Below are 21,382 nucleotides of genomic sequence, written 5' to 3'. Positions count from 1 at the left end.
GATTCGAACCCCCGATACGTTGCCGTATACACACTTTCCAGGCGTGCTCCTTCAGCCACTCGGACACCTCACCATATTGTATTGCTGCCTGACCGCTTGGGGGGCAACGGGGCGCTACTATAGGGAGTTGCGCCAAAACGGTCAAGCAGAATTTACGCTTTAATTATCGTTTGGTTACGCAATGAACATATTCCCTGCCCTGGGGGAGCAGGGAATACGATTAGCGCTGTGAATCCAGTATCTCACCGTTTTTCACCACTTCCTGCGCTTTGCTGTAACTCTCGATCAGCAACTGATACGCCGGGAACACTTTGGTGTAGACCTCAGCCCACTCTGCTGCGTCTTCACGGTTCCAGGTGCTCTGCAACTCGGAAGCCACTGCGGCGGTATCCATCGGTACGACGCCCGCCTGAACAACGCGTGCCAGCGTGATTTCCTGGGCCATTTTGCTGTAGGTGCCGGAAGCATCAATAACAGCAAACACTTTATAACCTTCCGCGACTGCGCTAATTGCCGGGAATGCCATGCAAACGCTGGTAATCGTACCGGCGATGATCAGCGTTTTACGGCCGGTCGCTTTTACCGCCTGGACGAAATCAGCGTTATCCCAGGCGTTGATCTCGCCTTTACGGGCAATATACTGCGCGTGCGGTGCATTGGCGTGGATCTCCGGGATCAGCGGGCCGTTCGGTCCCTGCGGTACAGATGCCGTCGTAATGACCGGCATCTTCGACAAGGTTGCCATTTTGGCCAGTGCGGCCGCACGGGCGCGCAATTCAGGCATCGGCATATCGCCAACGGTCTGGAAAAGCCCGCTCTGGTGGTCGATTAACAGCATAACGGAATCGTTAACGTCAATTACCGGGCGCAAACCATTAAAATTAGCAGGACTGGACATATTGTGTACTCCTCAATGTTTTCAGATTTGGCCAAAACGGCCGGAGTTGAAATCGCGTACGGCTTCTGCGATTTCTTGTTTTGTGTTCATGACAAATGGGCCGTAACCGACAATGGGTTCATTCAGCGGCTCGCCCGACAACAGCAGAACGCTGGCATCGCTACTGGCTTCGAGATACAGGTTTTCACCTTCCTGGCTTAACACCACCAGTTGCGCTTCATTTACCGGTGTTGTGCCATTCACCGTAATACTTCCTTTCAGGACGACCAGCGCGGTGCTCCACCCTTCAGCGACGGGCAGCGTAAGATGACGATCGCGTTGCAGGCGCATATCCCAGACATTCAACGGCGAGAAGGTATGCGCCGGGCCTTTCACATCCTGATAGCGGCCCGCAATAATGCGCGCGGTTCCGGCTTCGTCAGGCAGCGTTACGGCAGGGATGAGATCGCTGCTGATGCTTTGATAACCCGGCACCGCCATTTTGTCTTTCGCGGGCAGGTTCACCCACAGTTGCACCATTTCCAGCTCGCCTCCCTGTTGGGTAAAGGCTGAAGAATGAAACTCTTCATGCAAAATGCCTGCGCCTGCGGTCATCCACTGCACATCGCCAGGGCCGATGACGCCGCCGCGGCCTGTTGAATCGCGGTGCTCAACTTCGCCGCTGTAAACAATCGTGACGGTTTCAAAGCCGCGATGCGGGTGTTCTCCCACTCCACGTTTTTCGTTTTCGGCGCCAGGGGCAAAGGTATGCGGCCCGGCATAGTCCAGCAGCAGGAACGGACTTAACTGCTCTGCATGGGACTGATAAGAGAATAGCGAACGAACCGGAAATCCATCGCCAACCCAATGCGGGCGAGGTGCGGTATAGACGCCTGTAATCTGTTTCATGGTGGTCTCCTCGGTGGCGTTGTCTTGATGTAAATAAGCTTATATCTATGACAATGATCTGAGTAGTCGCTAAAATAGACCTTACCGTTCTATAAACAGGACAATGTAATGACAAAACCGGATCTCAATGATTTTGCGTGGTTTGTTCATGTCGTCGAGGAGGGGGGATTTGCGGCGGCAGGGCGAGCGCTGGATGAACCAAAGTCAAAGCTTAGCCGACGTATTGCGCAACTGGAGGAACGGCTGGGCGTTCGCCTTATTCAACGAACCACGCGGCAATTTAATGTCACTGAAGTCGGGCAGACCTTTTATGAACATTGTAAGGCAATGCTGGTGGAAGCACAGGCGGCGCAGGATGCGATAGCCGCCTTACAGGTCGAGCCGCGCGGCATTGTAAAACTGACATGTCCAGTGACGTTGCTACATGTACATATCGGCCCAATGCTGGCGAAGTTTATGGCGCGTTATCCCGATGTGTCGTTACAACTTGAAGCAACCAACCGCCGTGTTGACGTGGTTGGCGAGGGCATTGACGTTGCAATTCGCGTCCGGCCGCGTCCTTTTGAAGACAGCGATCTGGTGATGCGCGTGCTGGCGGACAGGGGGCACCGTTTGTTTGCCAGCCCGACATTGGTACAGCGTATGGGGAATCCTTCTTCGCCAGCAGAACTGCATCACTGGCCCGGACTGAGCCTGGCTTCAGGTAAACATATCCACCGCTGGGAACTCTTTGGTCCGCAGGGCGCGCGCGCTGAAGTTCACTTTACACCGCGTTTGATCACTACAGACATGCTGGCGCTGCGTGAAGCGGCCGTTGCGGGCGTCGGTCTCGTTCAGTTACCTGTTTTAATGGTGAAAGACCAACTGGCTGCGGGGGAGCTGGTTGCCTTGCTGGAAGGATGGGAACCCAGAAGAGAGGTGATTCATGCGGTATTCCCGTCCCGCCGTGGATTATTGCCGTCCGTACGCGCACTGGTGGATTTTTTGACAGAAGAGTATGCGCGGATGGTGGAGGATTAAAACAGAGCGCAATATACCCTTTTTTATTTTATGTCACTAACTTATTGATTTTATTGTGTATATATAACTTGGGTGAAAAAGGGTCTGACAGGAAGAAGTTGCGTTTTTCTTCAATAAATCAACGTGATTGTCTGATATTATTCCTGTTCACTGCCGTACAGGCAGCTTAGAAAGTAGAGCAGGGCATGGCGTCAGGCGTCAACGGGTTCACTGCCGTACAGGCAGCTTAGAAAACATGATTCCTGTCAATGGTAACTGCCGCATAGTTCACTGCCGTACAGGCAGCTTAGAAAACAAATCGTTGTGACTTTTGAATACAAAGATCGTTCACTGCCGTACAGGCAGCTTAGAAACATACCTTCAGCGCATCAAATCCATCTTCACTGTTCACTGCCGTACAGGCAGCTTAGAAAATCTTCACGGATACGCAGAAATCGCCCGTTAATGTTCACTGCCGTACAGGCAGCTTAGAAACACCCTCATGCACGTAAGTATGGAAAAAAGATGTTCACTGCCGTACAGGCAGCTTAGAAAAAGATGGGCGGCGGCACGACCACGCAGGCGCTGTTCACTGCCGTACAGGCAGCTTAGAAACACAGGGAGCGCTGACAGGAACGGGCCTGAATGTTCACTGCCGTACAGGCAGCTTAGAAATTAAATGCGCAGAAGTCTGGAGGTGTTCAAGCGTTCACTGCCGTACAGGCAGTTCAGTATTGAATGTAGAAGGAAGGGACGCTGCGGGGAATAAAAATAACGTTAATTCGCATCAACGGTATTCATGCAGGAAAGGGGCAACAAAAAGGCCGGATAAACCGACCTTTTTTATCTTTACGCCACCCGGGCGTGAAAACAATCAGCGACTACGGAAGACAATGCGGCCTTTGCTCAGGTCGTACGGGGTCAGTTCAACAGTCACTTTGTCGCCCGTCAGGATGCGGATGTAGTTTTTACGCATTTTACCGGAGATGTGTGCAGTAACCACGTGACCGTTTTCTAATTCTACGCGGAACATGGTATTAGGTAACGTTTCGAGAACGGTACCCTGCATTTCAATATTGTCTTCTTTGGCCATCTAATCCTCTGGGGTATCACTACCGTAATTTGAACCGGCAAGATAATGCCGAAGTTCTTTAAATAAGTAAAGATTTGCGCGTTTAAAACGCAGCAAATCAGGTTTGGCGCATTACTCCGAAAAACACGGCAAAGCCGCACTTGAAGCGCAACGTATAAGGGAGCGATGAGATAAACGATGGGCGTTACCTGACGCGAACGGTTCCTTAACGGCGGCGGGGTAATGGGCATAACCTGCTCTGCGGCACAATTATAACACCCTGACAAAAAATGTGCCGAAAACATTCACGCCTGAGGCGAAAATAACGTGCGCGGCACCCAGAAATGACCCGGTAATCGCTGTTGCCGTAATGATCCCAGATGCTCAAGGTATTGCCTGCGGGGAATTTCGACAGCGCCAAGCGATGCCGTGTGGCTATTCAGCACCTGGCAGTCGATTAATTTTCCACCCTGACGAATAAATTCAGCGCAAAAAACAAGCAGCGCGGTTTTGGAGGCGTTCTCCTGGCGACTGAACATCGATTCGCCGCAAAACAGGGTGCCTTGCGAAACGCCATACATGCCGCCGACGAGCGCGTTGTGTCGCCATACTTCGATGGAATGCGCATGCCCCAGCTCATGTAAGCGGTGATACGCTTCCACGACATCGCGCGTGATCCAGGTTCCTTCGTCACGATCGTTGGCGCAGCCTTCAATAACCTGACCAAACGCATAATTAAGCGTGACGCGATAGGGCGATCGTTTGTGAAAACGCTTCATGCTGCGGCTGATGTGTAATGTTTCAGGTTGCAAAATAGCGCGAGGATCGGGTGACCACCAAAGAATCGGGTCGCCTGGTGAAAACCACGGGAAAATACCCCGCTGATAGGCCATCAATAAGCGGGCAGGGCTGAGATCGCCACCAAGCGCCAATAAACCATTGGGTTCACGTAACGCGCCTTCCGGCGAGGGGAAGGCGATTGAGTGGCGAGAAAGCTGAACCAGGCGCATGACCGCAGAACTCCAGTACGCAAGTCGGATCGTTCAATAATAGCTTACAGACGTTGCTTAAACTGGTAATAACGACCCTGCCTGGCTAACAGATCTGCGTGATTACCTTGCTCAATAATTTGCCCGTTGTCCATCACTATTATTTGATCAAAACGTGACAGCCCGCGCAGACGGTGCGTGACCATTAAAACGGTTTTCCCGCGCATAACCTCTGCCAGCAATTCAAGCATCTGGCTTTCGGTTGTCGCGTCCAGCCCTTCAGTGGGTTCATCGAGCAGCATGAGCGGCGCATCGTGCAGCAGGGCACGGGCGATAGCCAGACGACGAAGCTCGCCGCCTGACAGCTGACGTCCGCCTTCTCCTAGCCAGCTGTTAAGTCCGCCATCCTCCAGCAGCTTTTCCAGCCCGACACGGCGCAGCATCTCTGAGAGCGTATCGTCGTTTGCGTCTGGCGCTGCCAGCAGCAGGTTGTCACGCAATGTGGCGCTGAACAGGTGTACTCGCTGCGACACCACGCTAATGGTGCGACGCAGGGCCGCTTCATCCAGCGTTGAAATCGGTTGATCGTTAAGCAGAATATCGCCGCTCTGCGGGTCCCAGGCGCGGGTGAGCAGTTGCAGCAATGTTGATTTCCCGCAGCCGGTACGTCCGAGAATAGCGATATGTTCTCCGGGCGCGACTTGCAGAGAAAGGGCATCCAGCGCTTTTTGCGGCTGCTCCGGGTAACTGAATGAAACGTCACGCAGCGTCAGCGTTACCTGCCGGGGAGCCGCTGCTTCGCCATCCGGGAAGGTCACCTCAGGCTGCTGCTCGGTCAGTTCGGTAATACGCAGCGCAGAGGCGATGACCTGGCCAAGATGTTGAAACGCGCCGGTAACGGGAGCAAGCGCTTCAAATGCCGCCAGCGCGCAAAAGACAAACAGCGCTATCAGCGCGCCAGGCTGGCTGTTATCGCCGACGCCACCGGAAGCCATCCATAACATCAGCATTACCGCTAGTGCGCCAATCAGCAGCATTAAGGCCTGGGATAGCGCTGTTAATTCAGACTGGCGTCGCTGGGCTTCATGCCACTGTAATTCCGTGGCTTCCATTTGCGCCCGATAGCGCGAGCTGGCGCCAAATATTGTCAGTTCCGCCTGACCCTGTAGCCAGGCGGTTAACTGCTGGCGATACTGACCGCGTAAATGGGTTAGGTTCTGCCCGGTGCTTTTTCCGGCGCGATAGAAGAGCGGCGGCATAATAAACAGCGTCAGCAGCATAATGCCGCCCAGCGTAATCGCGAGGGTGAAATCGAGAACACTCAGCCCCAGCGTGACCACCATAATCACCACAAACGCGCCAACCAGCGGAGAAATAACGCGCAGGTAGAGGTGATCCAGCGTATCGACATCGGCGACGACGCGGTTCAGCAGCTCGCCCTGACGATAGCGGGCAAGACCGGCGGGGGAGAGCGGCAGCAGCTTGCTGAACGTATGAATACGCAAATGTTGCAATACGCGGAAGGTAGCGTCATGGCTGACCAGACGCTCGAAATACCGGCCCGCAGTACGGGTGATCGCCGCACCGCGTACGCCAGCAGCCGGCAGCATGTAGTTAAAGCTATAGATACCCGCCACACCGACTACGGCTGAAGCGGAGAGGAACCAGCCAGAGAGCGTCAGCAAACCGATACTGGCCAGTAGCGTGACGATGGCCAGAATAATACCGAGCGTTAACATCCACTTATGACGTTTATACAGCGTCAGATACGGTAGCAAGGCACGCATTTAAATGTCCTCCTGACGATGAGCCAATAGTGTCGCAAACGCGCCGTTGGCGCTGCTGAGTTGGGCATAATCACCTTGCTCGATGATTTGCCCGTCCTGCATAACCCAGATCACGTCCCAGTCGGCAAGATCTTCTAACTGATGCGTTACCATCAGCGTGGTCTGGCGTTTTGATGCGGCATTCAGCGCCTGCATTACACGCTGCTCGCTGTGGGCATCCAGACTGGCGGCGGGTTCATCCAGCAACAACAATTTGCAGGGATTCAGCAGGGCGCGGGCAACCGCAACCCGCTGCGCCTGACCGACGGAAAGGCGACCAGCGTGATCGCCAGTCGGCGTGTCTACGCCTTGCGGCAACAGAGGTAAAAACTCACTGACCCAGGCGCTGTCGAGAGCCGCCTGTAACGCTTGCTCACTGGCATCTGGGCGGGCAAGCAGGACGTTTTCACGGAGCGTGCCAGCCGGTAATTGTGGGTTTTGCCCCACCCAGGAGAGATGTTTTCGCCAGGATTCCGGGGATAAATCACGAAGTTCAACGCCGTTAATGCACAGGGAACCCTGATAAGAGAGAAAGCCTGACAGCGCGTTTAACAGCGAACTCTTTCCTGAACCGCTGCGACCAACCAGTACGGCGCGCTGGCCTGCGGCCAGTGTGAAATTCAGCGGTCCGGCAAGCGTTTTACCTTCCGGCGAGGTAATTATCAGATCCTGCGCTTCAAGGGTTACCGGTTCTTTCCCGGAAAGTTCGACATCACCGCGTTCCGGGTGAGCGAGAGGCGTTTCCATAAAGGTTTTCAGGCTGTCAGCCGCACCTACCGCCTGCGCTTTGGCATGGTAAAAGGTGCCCAGATCGCGCAGTGGCTGGAAAAACTCCGGCGCCAGAATCAGCGCCAGGAAGCCGGCGGCAAGCGTGACGCCTGTCCCGTAATGGCCGAAATTAAGTTCGCCGAGGTAGGAGAAACCGAAATAAACCGCGACCAGCGCAATGGACAGCGACGTGAAGAACTCCAGTACCCCGGAGGATAAAAAGGCGAGACGCAGGACTTCCATTGTGCGCTGGCGAAAATCTTGTGAAGCGACACGAATGCTTTCCGTTTCTGCTTCACCGCGCCCGAAGATGCGCAGCGTCTCCATACCGCGTAAGCGGTCGAGGAAATGCCCGCTCAGGCGGGCAAGCGCCTGGAAATTACGGCGGTTAGCGTCGGCGGCGCCCATTCCCACCATCGCCATAAATAATGGGATCAGCGGTGCGGTGCCGAGCAAAATCAGCGCGGCGGCCCAGTTTGACGGGAAAATCGCCGCCACAATCAACAAGGGAACGCAGACAGCAAGCGCCATTTGCGGCAGATAGCGGGCATAGTAATCATGCATATCGTCAATCTGCTCCAGCACCAGCGTCGCCCAGCTACCAGCCGGTTTACCCTGAATCCAGGCTGGCCCTGCCTGTTGCAGGCGATCCAGCACCTGGCGGCGGATCTCAAATCGGATATGCTGCCCGGCATGAAAACCCACCCGCTCGCGCAGCCAGACCACCCAGGCGCGCAGGACAAACACCAACATCAGTACGATGAAGGGGAGCAGAAGGGCTTCGCGGGGAATATTGTCCATGATCATATGCTGGAGAATGCGAGCCATGATCCAGGCCTGAGCGACAATCAGTACGCCACTCACGAAACCCAACAGGCGTGAAATGTTCAGCCAACGTTGGGAAATTACACTTTGCTGTTTTAACCAGCGGGTCAATTCTTTTTGACGGGTTTTATTCATTGCACGCTTAGCAGGTGAGTTATCGGAATTTTTGGCACGGCAATGTTACAACGGGGCAAAAATAAAGGCGACTTATAGTCGCCTTTTTTACTTTTGTTACTGATTTGTAAAAACTATTTGCACGCGTCAGCCAGACCGTCAAGGTAGCGTTCAGCGTCCAGCGCCGCCATGCAACCTGTGCCCGCTGAGGTGATTGCCTGACGATAAATATGGTCCATCACGTCGCCTGCGGCGAACACGCCGGGAACGCTGGTCTGCGTGGCGTTACCGTGGATGCCGGACTGGACTTTGATATAGCCGTTTTCCAGTTCGAGCTGACCTTCAAAAATCGCAGTGTTCGGGCTGTGGCCGATGGCGACAAACAGGCCTGCAACGTCAAGGGATTCAATGTTGTCCGGGTTTTGCGTATCACGCAGACGCAAACCGGTAACGCCCATCTGATCGCCGGTCACCTCTTCCAGAGTGCGGTGGGTGTGCAGCACGATGTTGCCGTTTTCCACTTTATCCATCAGGCGCTTGATCAGAATTTTTTCGGCGCGGAAGCCGTCGCGACGGTGAATCAAATGCACTTCAGCGGCGATGTTCGCCAGGTATAACGCTTCTTCAACCGCCGTGTTGCCGCCGCCGATGACCGCGACCTTCTGGTTGCGGTAGAAGAAACCGTCGCAGGTGGCGCAGGCAGATACGCCACGGCCTTTGAATGCTTCTTCAGACGGCAGGCCGAGGTAGCGTGCGGAAGCGCCGGTTGCGATGATCAGCGCATCGCAGGTGTATTCGCCGCTGTCGCCGGTCAGACGGAAAGGACGGTTTTGCAGATCCACGCTATTGATGTGATCGAAGATGATTTCAGTATCAAATTTCGTCGCATGTTCGTGCATGCGCTCCATCAACAGCGGGCCGGTCAGATCGTTCGGATCGCCAGGCCAGTTTTCCACTTCCGTCGTGGTGGTCAGTTGACCGCCTTTCTCCATACCGGTAATCAGAACCGGTTGCAGGTTTGCGCGCGCAGCGTAGACCGCAGCGGTATATCCCGCCGGTCCAGAACCCAGGATAAGCAGTTTACTGTGTTTGGTCGTGCCCATGAGATCCCCATAGTTGTTGGCAGACAATGGGCAGGATTGTAGGGAATTTGCAGACGTAAAAAAAGAGTATAGCGATTTTGTTAACAATATGTGTAATAGCAGGAACCGATGAATGGGCGGATTTAGGGCTGCGATATAACGCTTTCTACTTAAAATCGGCCAGTTATAAGGTGATAAAATGACGATTTAGCGCCGCTCTTAATGAATAACTGGCATGTTGTACTAAAAATCGATGTTTTGCTTTGACAATCCCCTGCTGTTTTGCGAAAACATCTTCTGGAAGAAAAAAACAGTGTTATGTGTGTGCTGCATAATCATGCATATAAGCACCATGTTTACCGGGCTAGTGAAATCTACGCATGGCGTGGACAGACGCCATTCGTGATGTCGATAGCTGCCATCCGGCAACGGTCTTCTCACCATAGGCCCTGGCATTGCGCGCCGTTAATCCCTCTGGGTTCGGTCTATTGTGATGGGCATCGACTCTGAACAGTGATGTTAGTAGAGTCAGGCAGGAGTAGGGAAGGAATACAGAGAGACAATAATAATGGTAGATAGCAAGAAGCGCCCTGGCAAAGATCTCGACCGTATCGATCGTAACATTCTTAATGAGTTGCAAAAGGATGGGCGTATTTCTAACGTCGAGCTTTCTAAACGAGTGGGACTTTCACCGACGCCTTGCCTTGAGCGTGTCCGTCGGCTGGAAAGACAGGGTTTTATTCAGGGCTATACGGCGCTGTTAAACCCGCATTATCTGGATGCATCACTTCTGGTTTTTGTTGAGATTACTCTGAATCGTGGCGCTCCAGATGTGTTTGAACAATTTAACGCCGCAGTACAAAAACTTGAAGAAATTCAAGAGTGTCATTTAGTTTCCGGTGATTTCGACTACCTGTTGAAAACACGCGTGCCGGATATGTCAGCGTACCGTAAGCTGCTGGGTGAAACCCTGCTGCGTCTGCCTGGCGTGAATGACACACGTACTTACGTGGTAATGGAAGAAGTCAAACAGAGCAATCGTCTGGTAATTAAGACGCGCTAACACGGAACAGGTGCAAAATCGACGTAGTTTGATTACACTCCTGTTAATCCATACAGCAACAGTGCCGGGGCAACCCGGTGCTGTTGTCCGTTTTAGCATCGGGCAGGAAAAGCCCGAAACCTGGAGAGCCTTTTTTGAGCCAGGAATACACTGAAGACAAAGAAGTCACATTGAAAAAGTTAAGCAGCGGGCGCCGACTTCTGGAAGCGTTGCTGATCCTTATTGCCCTTTTTGCCGTCTGGTTGATGGCAGCCTTACTTAGCTTTAACCCTTCAGATCCCAGTTGGTCGCAAACCGCATGGCATGAGCCTATCCATAATTTAGGTGGCGCGCCGGGCGCGTGGCTGGCTGACACGCTGTTCTTTATCTTTGGCGTGATGGCCTACACCATCCCGGTGATTATCGTTGGCGGCTGCTGGTTTGCCTGGCGGCACCAGAGCAACGACGATTACATCGACTATTTTGCCGTGTCGCTGCGTATTATCGGCGTCCTGGCGTTGATTCTTACCTCCTGCGGATTAGCCGCAATTAATGCTGATGATATCTGGTACTTCGCGTCCGGCGGCGTCATTGGCAGCCTGTTAAGCACCACGCTTCAGCCTCTGCTGCACAGCAGCGGGGGAACGATTACGCTGCTGTGCGTCTGGGCAGCTGGTCTGACGCTCTTCACCGGCTGGTCCTGGGTGAGCATTGCAGAAAAACTGGGTGGCTGGCTGCTGAATATTCTCACCTTCGCCAGCAACCGTACTCGCCGCGATGACACCTGGGTCGATGACGACGAGTATGAAGATGATGACGAATACGAAGAAGATGAAGCGGTGGGCGCACAGCGCGAATCCCGACGTGCGCGCATCCTTCGTGGCGCCCTGGCGCGCCGTAAGCGGCTGGCAGAGAAGTTCAGCAATCCGCGTGGGCGACACACGGATGCGGCGCTTTTCTCCGGCAAGCGTATGGATGATGAAGACGATATCGAATACAGCGCGCGTGGCGTGGCTGCCGATCCTGATGATGTGCTGTTCTCCGGCCATCGTGCGACGCAGCCGGAATATGAGGAATACGATCCTCTGCTGAATGGGCATTCGGTCACGGAGCCTGTTGCCTCCGCTGCTGCGGCGACAACGGCAACGCAAGCCTGGGCGGCGCCTGTTGATCCGGTTATGTCTGCACCGTCGGTGCCAGGTGCTGAAACCGCGCCTGCGCAACCGGTGGTGGAATGGCAGCCTGTGCCGGGGCCGCAAACCGGCGAACCGGTCATTGCGCCCGCGCCGGAAAGTTATCCGCCGCAACCACAATATGCGCAGCCGCAAGCGCCACATTATGAACCGTGGCAGCAGCCTGCGCCGACCGAGCCGCAAGCGCAGGAACCTGCGGCGGAACAACCCTGGCACCCTGAGCCGGTTTATCCGCAAGAGCCTGTTTATCAACACGAGCCGACTTTCGAGCCGCAACCGGCTTACCCGCAGGAACCGGTTCAGGATACGTATTACCAGCAGCAGCCTGCTGTTGAGCCACCGTCTGCGGTGGAGCCTGAGCCTGTAGCAGAAGAAATTAAACCCGCCCGCCCGCCGCTCTACTACTTTGAAGAAGTGGAAGAGAAACGCGCGCGTGAGCGTGAGCAACTGGCTGCGTGGTATCAGCCGATTCCTGAGCCAGCGAAAGCGCCGGAGCCGGTTAAACCATCGGCACCGACAGCAGCTTCTGTGCCGCCTGTTGAATCCGTTGCCACGGTTGCGCCGTTGGCGGCAGGCGTCAAAGATGCAACGCTGGCCGCAGGCGCGGCGGCGGCATCCGCTGCTCCTGCGTTTAGCCCGGTAAGCGGTGGTGCGCCACGCCCACAGGTTAAAGAGGGGATTGGCCCGCAACTGCCTCGCCCTAACCGCGTTCGCGTTCCGACCCGCCGTGAGCTGGCCTCGTATGGCATAAAATTACCGTCTCAGCGTATCGCGGAAGAGAAAGCGCGTGCGGCGGGGCGTCATCAGTATGATGCCGAAACGCAGTATACCGATGATGAAATTGATGAGATGCAGCAGGATGAGCTGGCACGTCAGTTCGCCCAGTCTCAGCAGCATCGTTATGGTTCCGAATATCAACATGACGCTCCTCAGGCAGAAGATGAGGATGCAGCAGAAGTTGAACTGGCTCGCCAGTTTGCCTCTTCACAGCAGCAGCGCTATGCCGGGGAACAGCCTGCGGGAGCCCATCCGTTCTCGCTGGATGATTTTGAATTCTCGCCGATGAAAGCGCTGGTGGATGAAGGCCCGCATGAGCCGTTGTTTACTCCCGGCGTGATGCCTGAGCAGCCGGTTGCGCCGCAGCAGCCCGTCGCGCCACAGCAGCAGTATCAGCAGCCGCAACAGCCGGTTGCGCCACAGCAACAGTATCAGCAGCCGCAACAGCCCGTCGCGCCACAGCAGCAGTATCAGCAGCCGCAACAGCCCGTCGCGCCGCAGCAACAGTATCAACAGCCGCAGCAGCCGGTTGTGCCGCAGCAACCGTATCAACAACCGCAACAACCGGCCGCGCCACAGCCGCAGGAAAGCCTGATCCATCCGTTGTTGATGCGTAATGGCGACAGTCGTCCGTTGCAGAAACCTACCACGCCGTTGCCGTCGCTGGATCTGCTGACGCCGCCGCCGAGCGCAGTGGAACCGGTCGATACTTTCGCGCTGGAACAAATGGCGCGCCTGGTCGAAGCGCGTCTGGCGGATTTCCGCATTAAAGCTGACGTGGTGAACTATTCCCCAGGGCCTGTTATTACCCGTTTTGAGCTGAATCTGGCGCCGGGCGTGAAAGCCGCGCGTATTTCTAACCTGTCACGCGATCTCGCGCGTTCACTGTCAACCGTTGCGGTACGCGTGGTAGAAGTGATCCCTGGTAAGCCTTACGTGGGCCTCGAACTGCCGAACAAAAAACGTCAGACCGTCTACCTGCGTGAAGTGCTGGATAACGCTAAATTCCGCGAGAATCCGTCGCCGCTCACCGTGGTGCTGGGTAAAGATATCGCTGGCGATCCGGTTGTGGCCGATCTGGCGAAAATGCCTCATCTGCTGGTTGCGGGGACGACGGGTTCCGGTAAATCGGTTGGGGTCAATGCCATGATCCTCAGCATGCTGTATAAAGCGCAGCCGGAAGACGTGCGTTTCATCATGATTGACCCGAAAATGCTGGAACTTTCGGTCTATGAAGGCATTCCACATCTGCTGACCGAAGTGGTCACCGATATGAAAGACGCTGCCAACGCACTGCGCTGGAGCGTTAATGAAATGGAACGCCGCTATAAGCTGATGTCGGCGCTTGGCGTGCGTAATCTGGCAGGCTATAACGAGAAAATTGCCGAAGCGGCACGGATGGGGCGTCCGATTCCAGACCCGTACTGGAAGCCGGGCGACAGCATGGATGCCCAGCATCCGGTGCTGGAAAAACTGCCGTATATCGTGGTTCTGGTCGATGAATTCGCCGATCTGATGATGACCGTCGGTAAGAAAGTTGAAGAGCTGATTGCGCGTCTGGCGCAGAAAGCGCGTGCCGCAGGTATTCACCTGGTGCTGGCGACTCAGCGCCCGTCGGTTGACGTTATTACCGGTCTGATTAAGGCCAACATTCCGACGCGTATCGCCTTTACCGTATCCAGTAAGATCGACTCACGCACGATCCTCGATCAGGGCGGCGCGGAATCCCTGCTGGGGATGGGGGATATGCTTTATTCCGGCCCGAACTCGACCATGCCGGTACGTGTTCATGGCGCGTTTGTTCGCGACCAGGAAGTGCATGCGGTGGTGCAGGACTGGAAAGCGCGTGGTCGCCCGCAATACATTGATGGCATCACCTCGGATAGCGAAAGCGAAGGGGGCGGCGGCGGCTTTGACGGCGGCGAGGAGCTGGACCCGTTATTCGATCAGGCGGTGAGCTTTGTGACCGAAAAACGCAAAGCGTCCATTTCTGGCGTTCAGCGTCAGTTCCGTATCGGTTACAACCGTGCGGCGCGCATTGTCGAGCAGATGGAAGCCCAGGGCATTGTCAGCGAACAAGGCCATAACGGGAACCGCGAGGTGCTGGCGCCACCGCCGTTCGAATGATTGCAAAGATCGGTAAATAAATAAGAATTCAGTATTTTCTTCTTTCCTCATGCTGATTTTTGGCCTGGAATAGAGAGCAGAGGGAACTCCCCATCGGGAGTGACGTATTTTGAGGAATAATGATGAAAAAAATCGCAATCACCTGCGCATTACTCTCCGGCTTTGTGGTGAGCAGCGTATGGGCGGATGCCGCCAGCGATCTGAAAAGCCGTCTGGATAAAGTCAGCAGCTTCCACGCCAGCTTTACACAAAAAGTGACTGACGGCAGCGGCGCCGCCGTTCAGGAAGGCCAGGGCGACTTATGGGTTAAGCGTCCTAATCTGTTTTACTGGCATATGACGCAGCCCGACGAGAGCATTCTGGTCTCTGACGGGAAAACGCTATGGTTCTTTAACCCGTTTGTCGAGCAGGCAACGGCGACCTGGTTAAAAGATGCGACGGGCAATACGCCGTTTATGCTGATAGCCCGCAACCAGACCAGCGACTGGCAGCAGTACAACATCAAACAAAATGGCGATGACTTTGTGCTGACGCCAAAAAGCAGCAGCGGTAACCTGAAGCAGTTCACCATTAATGTGGGTCGTGACGGGACTATTCATCAGTTCAGCGCAGTGGAACAAGACGATCAGCGCAGCAGCTATCAGCTGAAATCTCAGCAGAATAGCGCTGTCGATGCATCAAAATTTACCTTTACTCCGCCGCAAGGTGTAACGGTAGACGACCAACGTAAGTAGAGGCGCATGAGTGAGCAATCTGTCGCTCGATTTTTCTGATAATACCTTTCAGCCACTGGCCGCGCGTATGCGGCCAGAAAATTTAGCGCAGTATATTGGTCAGCAGCATCTGCTGGCTGCGGGTAAGCCTTTGCCTCGTGCAATTGAGGCCGGGCACCTGCACTCGATGATTTTGTGGGGGCCGCCCGGTACGGGCAAAACCACGCTGGCCGAAGTGATTGCCCGCTATGCCAATGCTGACGTCGAACGCATTTCCGCCGTGACTTCTGGCGTAAAAGAGATCCGTGAAGCCATTGAACGCGCCCGCCAGAACCGTAATGCCGGGCGCCGCACTATTCTGTTTGTCGATGAAGTCCATCGCTTCAACAAGAGCCAGCAGGATGCGTTTCTGCCGCATATCGAAGACGGCACGATTACGTTTATTGGCGCGACGACCGAAAACCCGTCCTTCGAGCTGAACTCGGCTTTGCTGTCACGCGCCCGCGTGTATCTCCTCAAATCCTTAACGACTGAAGATATTGAGCAGGTGCTGAATCAGGCGATGGATGACAAAGCGCGTGGTTATGGCGGCCAGGATATCGTTCTGCCGGACGAGACGCGCCGGGCGATCGCCGAACTGGTGAATGGAGATGCGCGTCGGGCGTTAAATACGCTGGAAATGATGGCAGACATGGCGGAAGTGGATGACAGCGGTAAGCGAGTATTATTACCCGCATTACTGACCGAAATCGCCGGGGAGCGCAGCGCGCGCTTTGATAATAAAGGCGACCGCTTTTACGATCTCATCTCTGCATTGCATAAATCGGTGCGTGGTAGCGCCCCGGACGCGGCGCTTTACTGGTATGCCCGGATCATTACCGCTGGCGGCGACCCGCTGTATGTCGCCCGACGTTGCCTGGCGATTGCTTCTGAAGACGTCGGCAATGCCGATCCTCGCGCAATGCAGGTGGCGATTTCTGCGTGGGATTGCTTTACCCGTGTTGGCCCTGCGGAAGGGGAACGGGCGATAGCCCAGGCGATTGTTTATCTGGCCTGTGCGCCGAAAAGTAACGCGGTTTATACCGCGTTCAAAGCGGCGCTGGCCGATGCCCGTGAACGCCCGGATTATGATGTGCCTGTGCATCTGCGCAATGCGCCGACGAAACTGATGAAAGAAATGGGCTATGGCCAGGAATACCGCTACGCGCATGATGAGCCAAACGCCTACGCCGCAGGCGAGGTTTATTTCCCGCCGGAAATAGCGCAAACACGCTATTATCATCCCACAAACAGGGGTCTTGAAGGCAAGATTGGCGAAAAGCTCGCCTGGCTGGCTGAACAGGATCAAAATAGCCCCACAAAACGCTACCGTTAGCGCGATCGTTGCGGTAATGTTGGCACTGTATCCCTGTGACTGCAGGCTGTGGTCACGTTTCCTATTTTAATTCGATAAGCACAGGATAAGCATGCTCGATCCCAATCTGCTGCGTAATGAGCCAGACGCAGTCGCTGAAAAACTGGCACGCCGGGGCTTTAAGCTGGATGTAGATAAGCTGCGCGCTCTTGAAGAGCGTCGTAAAGTTTTGCAGGTCAACACGGAAAACCTGCAAGCAGAGCGTAACTCTCGATCGAAATCCATCGGCCAGGCGAAAGCGCGCGGGGAAGATATCGAGCCTTTACGTCTGGAAGTGAACAAGCTGGGCGAAGAGCTGGATGCGGCAAAAGCCGAGCTGGAGAGCTTACAGGCTGAAATTCGCGATATCGCGCTGACCATTCCTAACTTACCGGCTGATGATGTACCGGTAGGTAAAGATGAAAACGACAACGTTGAAGTCAGCCGTTGGGGAACCCCGCGTGAGTTTGATTTCGACGTCCGCGATCATGTGACGCTGGGTGAAATGCACGCCGGTCTCGACTTCGCGGCTGCGGTTAAACTGACAGGTTCTCGTTTTGTGGTAATGAAAGGGCAGATTGCCCGTATGCACCGCGCGCTGTCGCAGTTCATGCTGGATCTGCACACTGAACAGCATGGTTACAGTGAAAACTACGTGCCGTATCTGGTGAACCACGACACGCTGTACGGTACAGGGCAGTTGCCGAAATTTGCGGGCGATCTGTTCCATACTCGTCCGCTGGAAGAAGAGGCTGACAGCAGCAACTATGCGCTGATCCCGACGGCGGAAGTGCCGCTGACTAACCTGGTGCGTGATGAAATCATCGACGAAGATGCGTTGCCGATCAAAATGACTGCGCATACGCCATGCTTCCGTTCTGAAGCGGGTTCTTACGGTCGTGACACGCGCGGTCTGATCCGTATGCACCAGTTCGATAAAGTTGAGATGGTGCAGATTGTGCGTCCAGAAGAGTCAATGGATGCGCTGGAAGAGATGACCGGCCATGCTGAGAAAGTGCTTCAGTTGCTGGGTCTGCCGTACCGTAAAATCGTTCTGTGTACCGGTGACATGGGCTTTGGCGCATGTAAAACCTACGATCTCGAAGTATGGATCCCGGCGCAGAACACTTACCGTGAAATCTCTTCCTGCTCGAACGTATGGGATTTCCAGGCGCGTCGTATGCAGGCACGCTGCCGCAGTAAGTCCGACAAGAAAACCCGTCTGGTTCATACTCTGAACGGTTCCGGTCTGGCGGTTGGGCGTACTTTAGTTGCCGTGATGGAAAACTACCAGCAGGCTGATGGCCGCATCGAAGTTCCAGAAGTATTACGTCCGTATATGAACGGGCTGGAATATATCGGCTAATCCCCGCACCTCTCTGCTTAAAAAGCGCCTCCGGGCGCTTTTTTTTATGCCTGTTTGACACCGGACAAGAATGGTTACCCCTTTGGGGGTAATACTACCTTCGAATGAAGATTAGCATTTATCGCTGAGTTTTCTCATATTCATTATATACAAAACTATATAGCGATTTATTCGTTGTATAAATAACTACATAACGAAGTGTCTGGCTTTTATCAATCGTGAGCAAGCAAAGTGAGTCATCATGAAAACGAATATCCCCGATGCTGTACTGGCAGCTGAGGTAACTCGTCGAGGCCTGGTAAAAACGACAGCAATAGGCGGGCTGGCAATCGCCAGTAGCGCATTGACTCTGCCATTTACCCGGATCGCCAATGCGGCTGACGCTATCAGCCCCAGCGCATCCAGCGAAAAAATTATCTGGAGCGCTTGCACCGTTAACTGCGGAAGCCGCTGCCCGCTGCGCATGCATGTGGTGGACGGTGAAATCAAATATGTTGAAACGGACAATACGGGCGATGATAACTATGACGGTCTGCATCAGATTCGCGCCTGTCTGCGCGGGCGTTCTATGCGCCGCCGGGTTTATAACCCCGATCGTCTGAAGTATCCAATGAAGCGCGTTGGCAAGCGTGGTGAAGGTAAGTTTGAGCGCATCAGCTGGGACGAAGCCTATGACATTATCACCACCAATATGCAGCGTCTTATCAAAGACTACGGCAATGAATCCATCTATTTAAACTATGGTACGGGTACGCTTGGCGGCACGATGACGCGCTCCTGGCCGCCAGGAAAAACACTGGTTGCCCGGCTGATGAACTGCTGCGGCGGTTACCTCAACCACTACGGCGATTACTCATCCGCGCAAATTGCCGCCGGGTTAAATTACACCTACGGCGGCTGGGCGGACGGTAATAGTCCTTCCGACATTGAAAATAGTAAGCTGGTTGTGCTGTTTGGTAACAATCCGGGGGAAACCCGTATGAGCGGCGGCGGGGTAACCTATTACCTCGAACAGGCACGGCAAAAATCAAACGCGCGGATGATTATTATCGATCCGCGTTACACCGATACCGGCGCGGGTCGTGAGGATGAGTGGATTCCGATTCGCCCGGGTACGGATGCGGCGCTGGTAAATGCGCTGGCATACGTCATGATCACCGAAGATATGGTCGATCAGCCGTTCCTCGACAAATACTGTGTGGGTTATGACGAAAAAACCTTACCCGCCAGCGCGCCGAAAAATGGTCACTACAAAGCCTATATTCTGGGACAGGGTAGAGACGGTATTGCGAAGACGCCAGAGTGGGCATCGCAGATCACCTGTATCCCGGCGGCGCGCATTGTAAAACTGGCGCGTGAAATCGGTAGCGCCAAACCCGCTTACATCAGCCAGGGCTGGGGGCCGCAGCGTCATGCCAACGGCGAAATCGTTACTCGCGCAATCTCTATGCTGGCGATCCTGACCGGCAACGTCGGCATTAACGGCGGCAACAGCGGTGCGCGTGAGGGATCTTACGATTTGCCGTTTGAGCGTATGCCAACGCTGGAAAACCCGGTCGAGACCAGCATTTCGATGTTCTTATGGACCGATGCCATTGAGCGCGGGCCGGAAATGACGGCGCTGCGTGACGGGGTTCGCGGCAAAGATAAACTCGACGTTCCCATCAAGATGATCTGGAACTATGCCGGTAACTGCCTGATTAACCAGCATTCCGAAATTAACCGCACGCATGAAATTTTGCAGGATGACAAGAAGTGCGAAATGATCGTCGTTATCGACTGTCATATGACCTCTTCAGCGAAATATGCCGATATTCTGCTGCCGGACTGCACCGCTTCTGAACAGATGGACTTCGCGCTGGATGCCTCCTGCGGGAACATGTCCTACGTTATTTTCACCGACCAGGCCATTAAACCGCGCTTTGAGTGCAAGACTATCTATCAGATGACCAGCGAGCTGGCGAAGCGTCTCGGCGTGGAGCAGCAGTTTACCGAAGGGCGTACGCAAGAAGAGTGGATGCGTCATCTGTACGAACAGTCGCGTCAGGCGATTCCCGAACTGCCGACATTCGAAGCATTCCGCAAGCAGGGCATCTTTAAGCAGCGCGACCCTGAAGGTCATCACGTTGCCTATAAAGCATTCCGTGACGATCCGCAGGCTAACCCGCTGACAACGCCGTCGGGCAAAATCGAGATCTATTCGCAGGCGCTGGCAGAGATTGCGGCAACCTGGGAACTGCCGGAAGGCGATGTGATCGATCCGTTGCCGATCTATACGCCGGGCTTCGAAAACTACAGCGATCCGTTGACTAAAGACTATCCGTTGCAATTAACGGGCTTCCACTACAAATCTCGCGTGCACTCTACCTATGGCAACGTGGACGTTCTGAAAGCTTCCTGCCGCCAGGAGATGTGGATTAACCCGATGGACGCGCAAAAACGCGGCATCAGCAACGGCGACAAAGTGCGTATCTTCAACGGTCGCGGCGAGTTGCATATTGAGGCGAAAGTGACGCCGCGCATGATGCCGGGCGTCGTTGCGTTGGGCGAAGGCGCCTGGTATGACCCGGATGCAAAACGCGTGGATCAGGGGGGATGTATTAACGTCCTGACGACCCAGCGTCCTTCTCCTCTCGCTAAGGGGAATCCGTCCCATACGAACCTCGTTCAGGTTGAGAAGGTATAAGGAGTAACCGATGACAACCCAATATGGATTTTTTATTGACTCCAGTCGTTGCACCGGTTGCAAAACCTGCGAACTGGCCTGCAAAGACTACAAAGATTTAACCCCGGACGTCAGCTTCCGCCGCATCTATGAATATGCGGGCGGCGACTGGCAGGAGGATAACGGCGTCTGGCACCAGAACGTCTTTGCCTACTATCTTTCCATTTCCTGCAACCACTGCGAAGACCCGGCCTGCACGAAAGTGTGCCCGAGCGGCGCGATGCACAAACGCGAGGACGGCTTTGTGGTGGTGGATGAGGACGTCTGCATCGGCTGTCGCTACTGCCATATGGCCTGCCCATACGGTGCGCCGCAGTATAACGCCGCCAAAGGCCACATGACCAAATGCGACGGCTGTCATGACCGCGTTGCCGACGGCAAAAAACCGATCTGCGTCGAGTCCTGCCCGCTGCGCGCGCTGGACTTTGGCCCGATAGAAGAGCTGCGGAAGAAACATGGCACGCTGGCGGCAGTTGCGCCGCTGCCGGGCGCGCACTTCACCAGACCGAACATTGTGATTAAACCCAACGCCAACAGCCGCCCGACCGGGGATACCACGGGTTATCTGGCAAATCCGAAGGAGGT

Annotated in this window: 15 protein-coding genes and 1 CRISPR repeat array; of the genes, 8 read left to right on the top strand and 7 right to left on the bottom strand. The window is 54.7% G+C overall.

The window, feature by feature from the left end; genetic code table 11:
- Positions 1 to 220 precede the first annotated feature (220 nt).
- Together OGY62_RS22855 and OGY62_RS22850 are read right to left on the bottom strand one after the other, a co-directional pair.
- Positions 221 to 898: an isochorismatase family protein gene (locus tag OGY62_RS22855; protein ID WP_049011452.1), complete on the bottom strand. Its 678-nt coding sequence runs from the start codon at positions 896 to 898 to the stop codon at positions 221 to 223.
- A 21-nt stretch (positions 899 to 919) separates the two neighbouring features.
- Complete coding sequence (locus tag OGY62_RS22850) at positions 920 to 1,786, bottom strand: pirin family protein (protein ID WP_058668951.1); 867 nt, start codon at positions 1,784 to 1,786, stop codon at positions 920 to 922.
- Positions 1,787 to 1,894: 108 nt separating this feature from the next.
- Between OGY62_RS22850 and OGY62_RS22845 the strand changes: the two genes are divergently transcribed.
- The gene (locus OGY62_RS22845) at positions 1,895 to 2,806 is read left to right on the top strand and encodes a LysR family transcriptional regulator (protein ID WP_058668952.1); all 912 of its coding nucleotides are present in this window, start codon (positions 1,895 to 1,897) and stop codon (positions 2,804 to 2,806) included.
- Positions 2,807 to 2,951: 145 nt separating this feature from the next.
- Positions 2,952 to 3,520: direct repeats of the CRISPR family, unit length 28 nt; unit sequence GTTCACTGCCGTACAGGCAGCTTAGAAA.
- 139 nt (positions 3,521 to 3,659) lie between these two features.
- Here OGY62_RS22845 and infA read toward each other — a convergent pair.
- The 5 genes from infA to trxB all read right to left on the bottom strand — a co-directional run bounded on the left by infA (position 3,660) and on the right by trxB (position 9,482).
- The gene (gene infA / locus OGY62_RS22840; RefSeq protein ID WP_001040187.1) at positions 3,660 to 3,878 is read right to left on the bottom strand and encodes a translation initiation factor IF-1; all 219 of its coding nucleotides are present in this window, start codon (positions 3,876 to 3,878) and stop codon (positions 3,660 to 3,662) included.
- A gap of 284 nt (positions 3,879 to 4,162) precedes the next feature.
- Positions 4,163 to 4,867, bottom strand: coding sequence for a leucyl/phenylalanyl-tRNA--protein transferase (gene aat / locus OGY62_RS22830; RefSeq protein WP_012133041.1), 705 nt, complete (start codon positions 4,865 to 4,867; stop codon positions 4,163 to 4,165).
- Positions 4,868 to 4,911: 44 nt separating this feature from the next.
- A complete protein-coding gene (cydC, locus tag OGY62_RS22825; protein WP_058668953.1) occupies positions 4,912 to 6,633 on the bottom strand; it encodes a heme ABC transporter ATP-binding protein/permease CydC in 1,722 nt (573 codons plus the stop codon).
- Entirely contained in the window at positions 6,634 to 8,400 is a 1,767-nt protein-coding gene (cydD, locus tag OGY62_RS22820) for a heme ABC transporter permease/ATP-binding protein CydD (RefSeq protein WP_112002309.1), read from the bottom strand.
- Positions 8,401 to 8,513: 113 nt separating this feature from the next.
- Complete coding sequence (trxB, locus tag OGY62_RS22815; protein ID WP_012133038.1) at positions 8,514 to 9,482, bottom strand: thioredoxin-disulfide reductase; 969 nt, start codon at positions 9,480 to 9,482, stop codon at positions 8,514 to 8,516.
- A gap of 547 nt (positions 9,483 to 10,029) precedes the next feature.
- Here trxB and lrp point away from each other — a divergent pair.
- The 7 genes from lrp to OGY62_RS22780 all read left to right on the top strand — a co-directional run.
- On the top strand, positions 10,030 to 10,524 hold the full coding sequence (gene lrp / locus OGY62_RS22810) for a leucine-responsive transcriptional regulator Lrp (protein ID WP_000228469.1): 495 nt from the start codon (positions 10,030 to 10,032) through the stop codon (positions 10,522 to 10,524).
- Positions 10,525 to 10,658: 134 nt separating this feature from the next.
- Positions 10,659 to 14,600 carry a DNA translocase FtsK gene (ftsK, locus tag OGY62_RS22805; RefSeq protein WP_286460614.1) on the top strand — a complete coding sequence of 1,314 codons (3,942 nt, stop codon included), beginning with the start codon at positions 10,659 to 10,661 and terminating at the stop codon, positions 14,598 to 14,600.
- Positions 14,601 to 14,722: 122 nt separating this feature from the next.
- Complete coding sequence (lolA, locus tag OGY62_RS22800) at positions 14,723 to 15,334, top strand: outer membrane lipoprotein periplasmic chaperone LolA (protein WP_286460608.1); 612 nt, start codon at positions 14,723 to 14,725, stop codon at positions 15,332 to 15,334.
- Positions 15,335 to 15,344: 10 nt separating this feature from the next.
- Positions 15,345 to 16,688, top strand: coding sequence for a replication-associated recombination protein RarA (rarA, locus tag OGY62_RS22795; protein ID WP_024130481.1), 1,344 nt, complete (start codon positions 15,345 to 15,347; stop codon positions 16,686 to 16,688).
- 91 nt (positions 16,689 to 16,779) lie between these two features.
- On the top strand, positions 16,780 to 18,072 hold the full coding sequence (serS, locus tag OGY62_RS22790; RefSeq protein WP_012133033.1) for a serine--tRNA ligase: 1,293 nt from the start codon (positions 16,780 to 16,782) through the stop codon (positions 18,070 to 18,072).
- A gap of 241 nt (positions 18,073 to 18,313) precedes the next feature.
- Entirely contained in the window at positions 18,314 to 20,758 is a 2,445-nt protein-coding gene (dmsA, locus tag OGY62_RS22785; RefSeq protein ID WP_286460605.1) for a dimethylsulfoxide reductase subunit A, read from the top strand.
- A gap of 10 nt (positions 20,759 to 20,768) precedes the next feature.
- On the top strand, positions 20,769 to 21,382 hold a 614-nt coding region (locus OGY62_RS22780; protein ID WP_012132456.1), incomplete at its 3' end, for a dimethylsulfoxide reductase iron-sulfur subunit DmsB.

Origin of the sequence: Citrobacter sp. CK198 (genome assembly GCF_030333295.1) — a bacterium.
GTDB lineage: Bacteria > Pseudomonadota > Gammaproteobacteria > Enterobacterales > Enterobacteriaceae > Citrobacter_B > Citrobacter_B koseri.
This window is presented reverse-complemented; position numbering and strand designations above follow the sequence as displayed.

Bases quoted from the DNA above. Each gene is read 5' to 3' on its own strand.
- lrp (WP_000228469.1), top strand. From the start codon at position 10,030: ATGGTAGATAGCAAGAAGCGCCCTGGCAAAGATCTCGACCGTATCGAT.
- serS (WP_012133033.1), top strand. From the start codon at position 16,780: ATGCTCGATCCCAATCTGCTGCGTAATGAGCCAGACGCAGTCGCTGAA.
- OGY62_RS22850 (WP_058668951.1), bottom strand. From the start codon at position 1,786: ATGAAACAGATTACAGGCGTCTATACCGCACCTCGCCCGCATTGGGTT.
- infA (WP_001040187.1), bottom strand. From the start codon at position 3,878: ATGGCCAAAGAAGACAATATTGAAATGCAGGGTACCGTTCTCGAAACG.
- dmsA (WP_286460605.1), top strand. From the start codon at position 18,314: ATGAAAACGAATATCCCCGATGCTGTACTGGCAGCTGAGGTAACTCGT.
- aat (WP_012133041.1), bottom strand. From the start codon at position 4,867: ATGCGCCTGGTTCAGCTTTCTCGCCACTCAATCGCCTTCCCCTCGCCG.
- OGY62_RS22845 (WP_058668952.1), top strand. From the start codon at position 1,895: ATGACAAAACCGGATCTCAATGATTTTGCGTGGTTTGTTCATGTCGTC.
- cydC (WP_058668953.1), bottom strand. From the start codon at position 6,633: ATGCGTGCCTTGCTACCGTATCTGACGCTGTATAAACGTCATAAGTGG.
- OGY62_RS22855 (WP_049011452.1), bottom strand. From the start codon at position 898: ATGTCCAGTCCTGCTAATTTTAATGGTTTGCGCCCGGTAATTGACGTT.
- cydD (WP_112002309.1), bottom strand. From the start codon at position 8,400: ATGAATAAAACCCGTCAAAAAGAATTGACCCGCTGGTTAAAACAGCAA.
- trxB (WP_012133038.1), bottom strand. From the start codon at position 9,482: ATGGGCACGACCAAACACAGTAAACTGCTTATCCTGGGTTCTGGACCG.
- lolA (WP_286460608.1), top strand. From the start codon at position 14,723: ATGAAAAAAATCGCAATCACCTGCGCATTACTCTCCGGCTTTGTGGTG.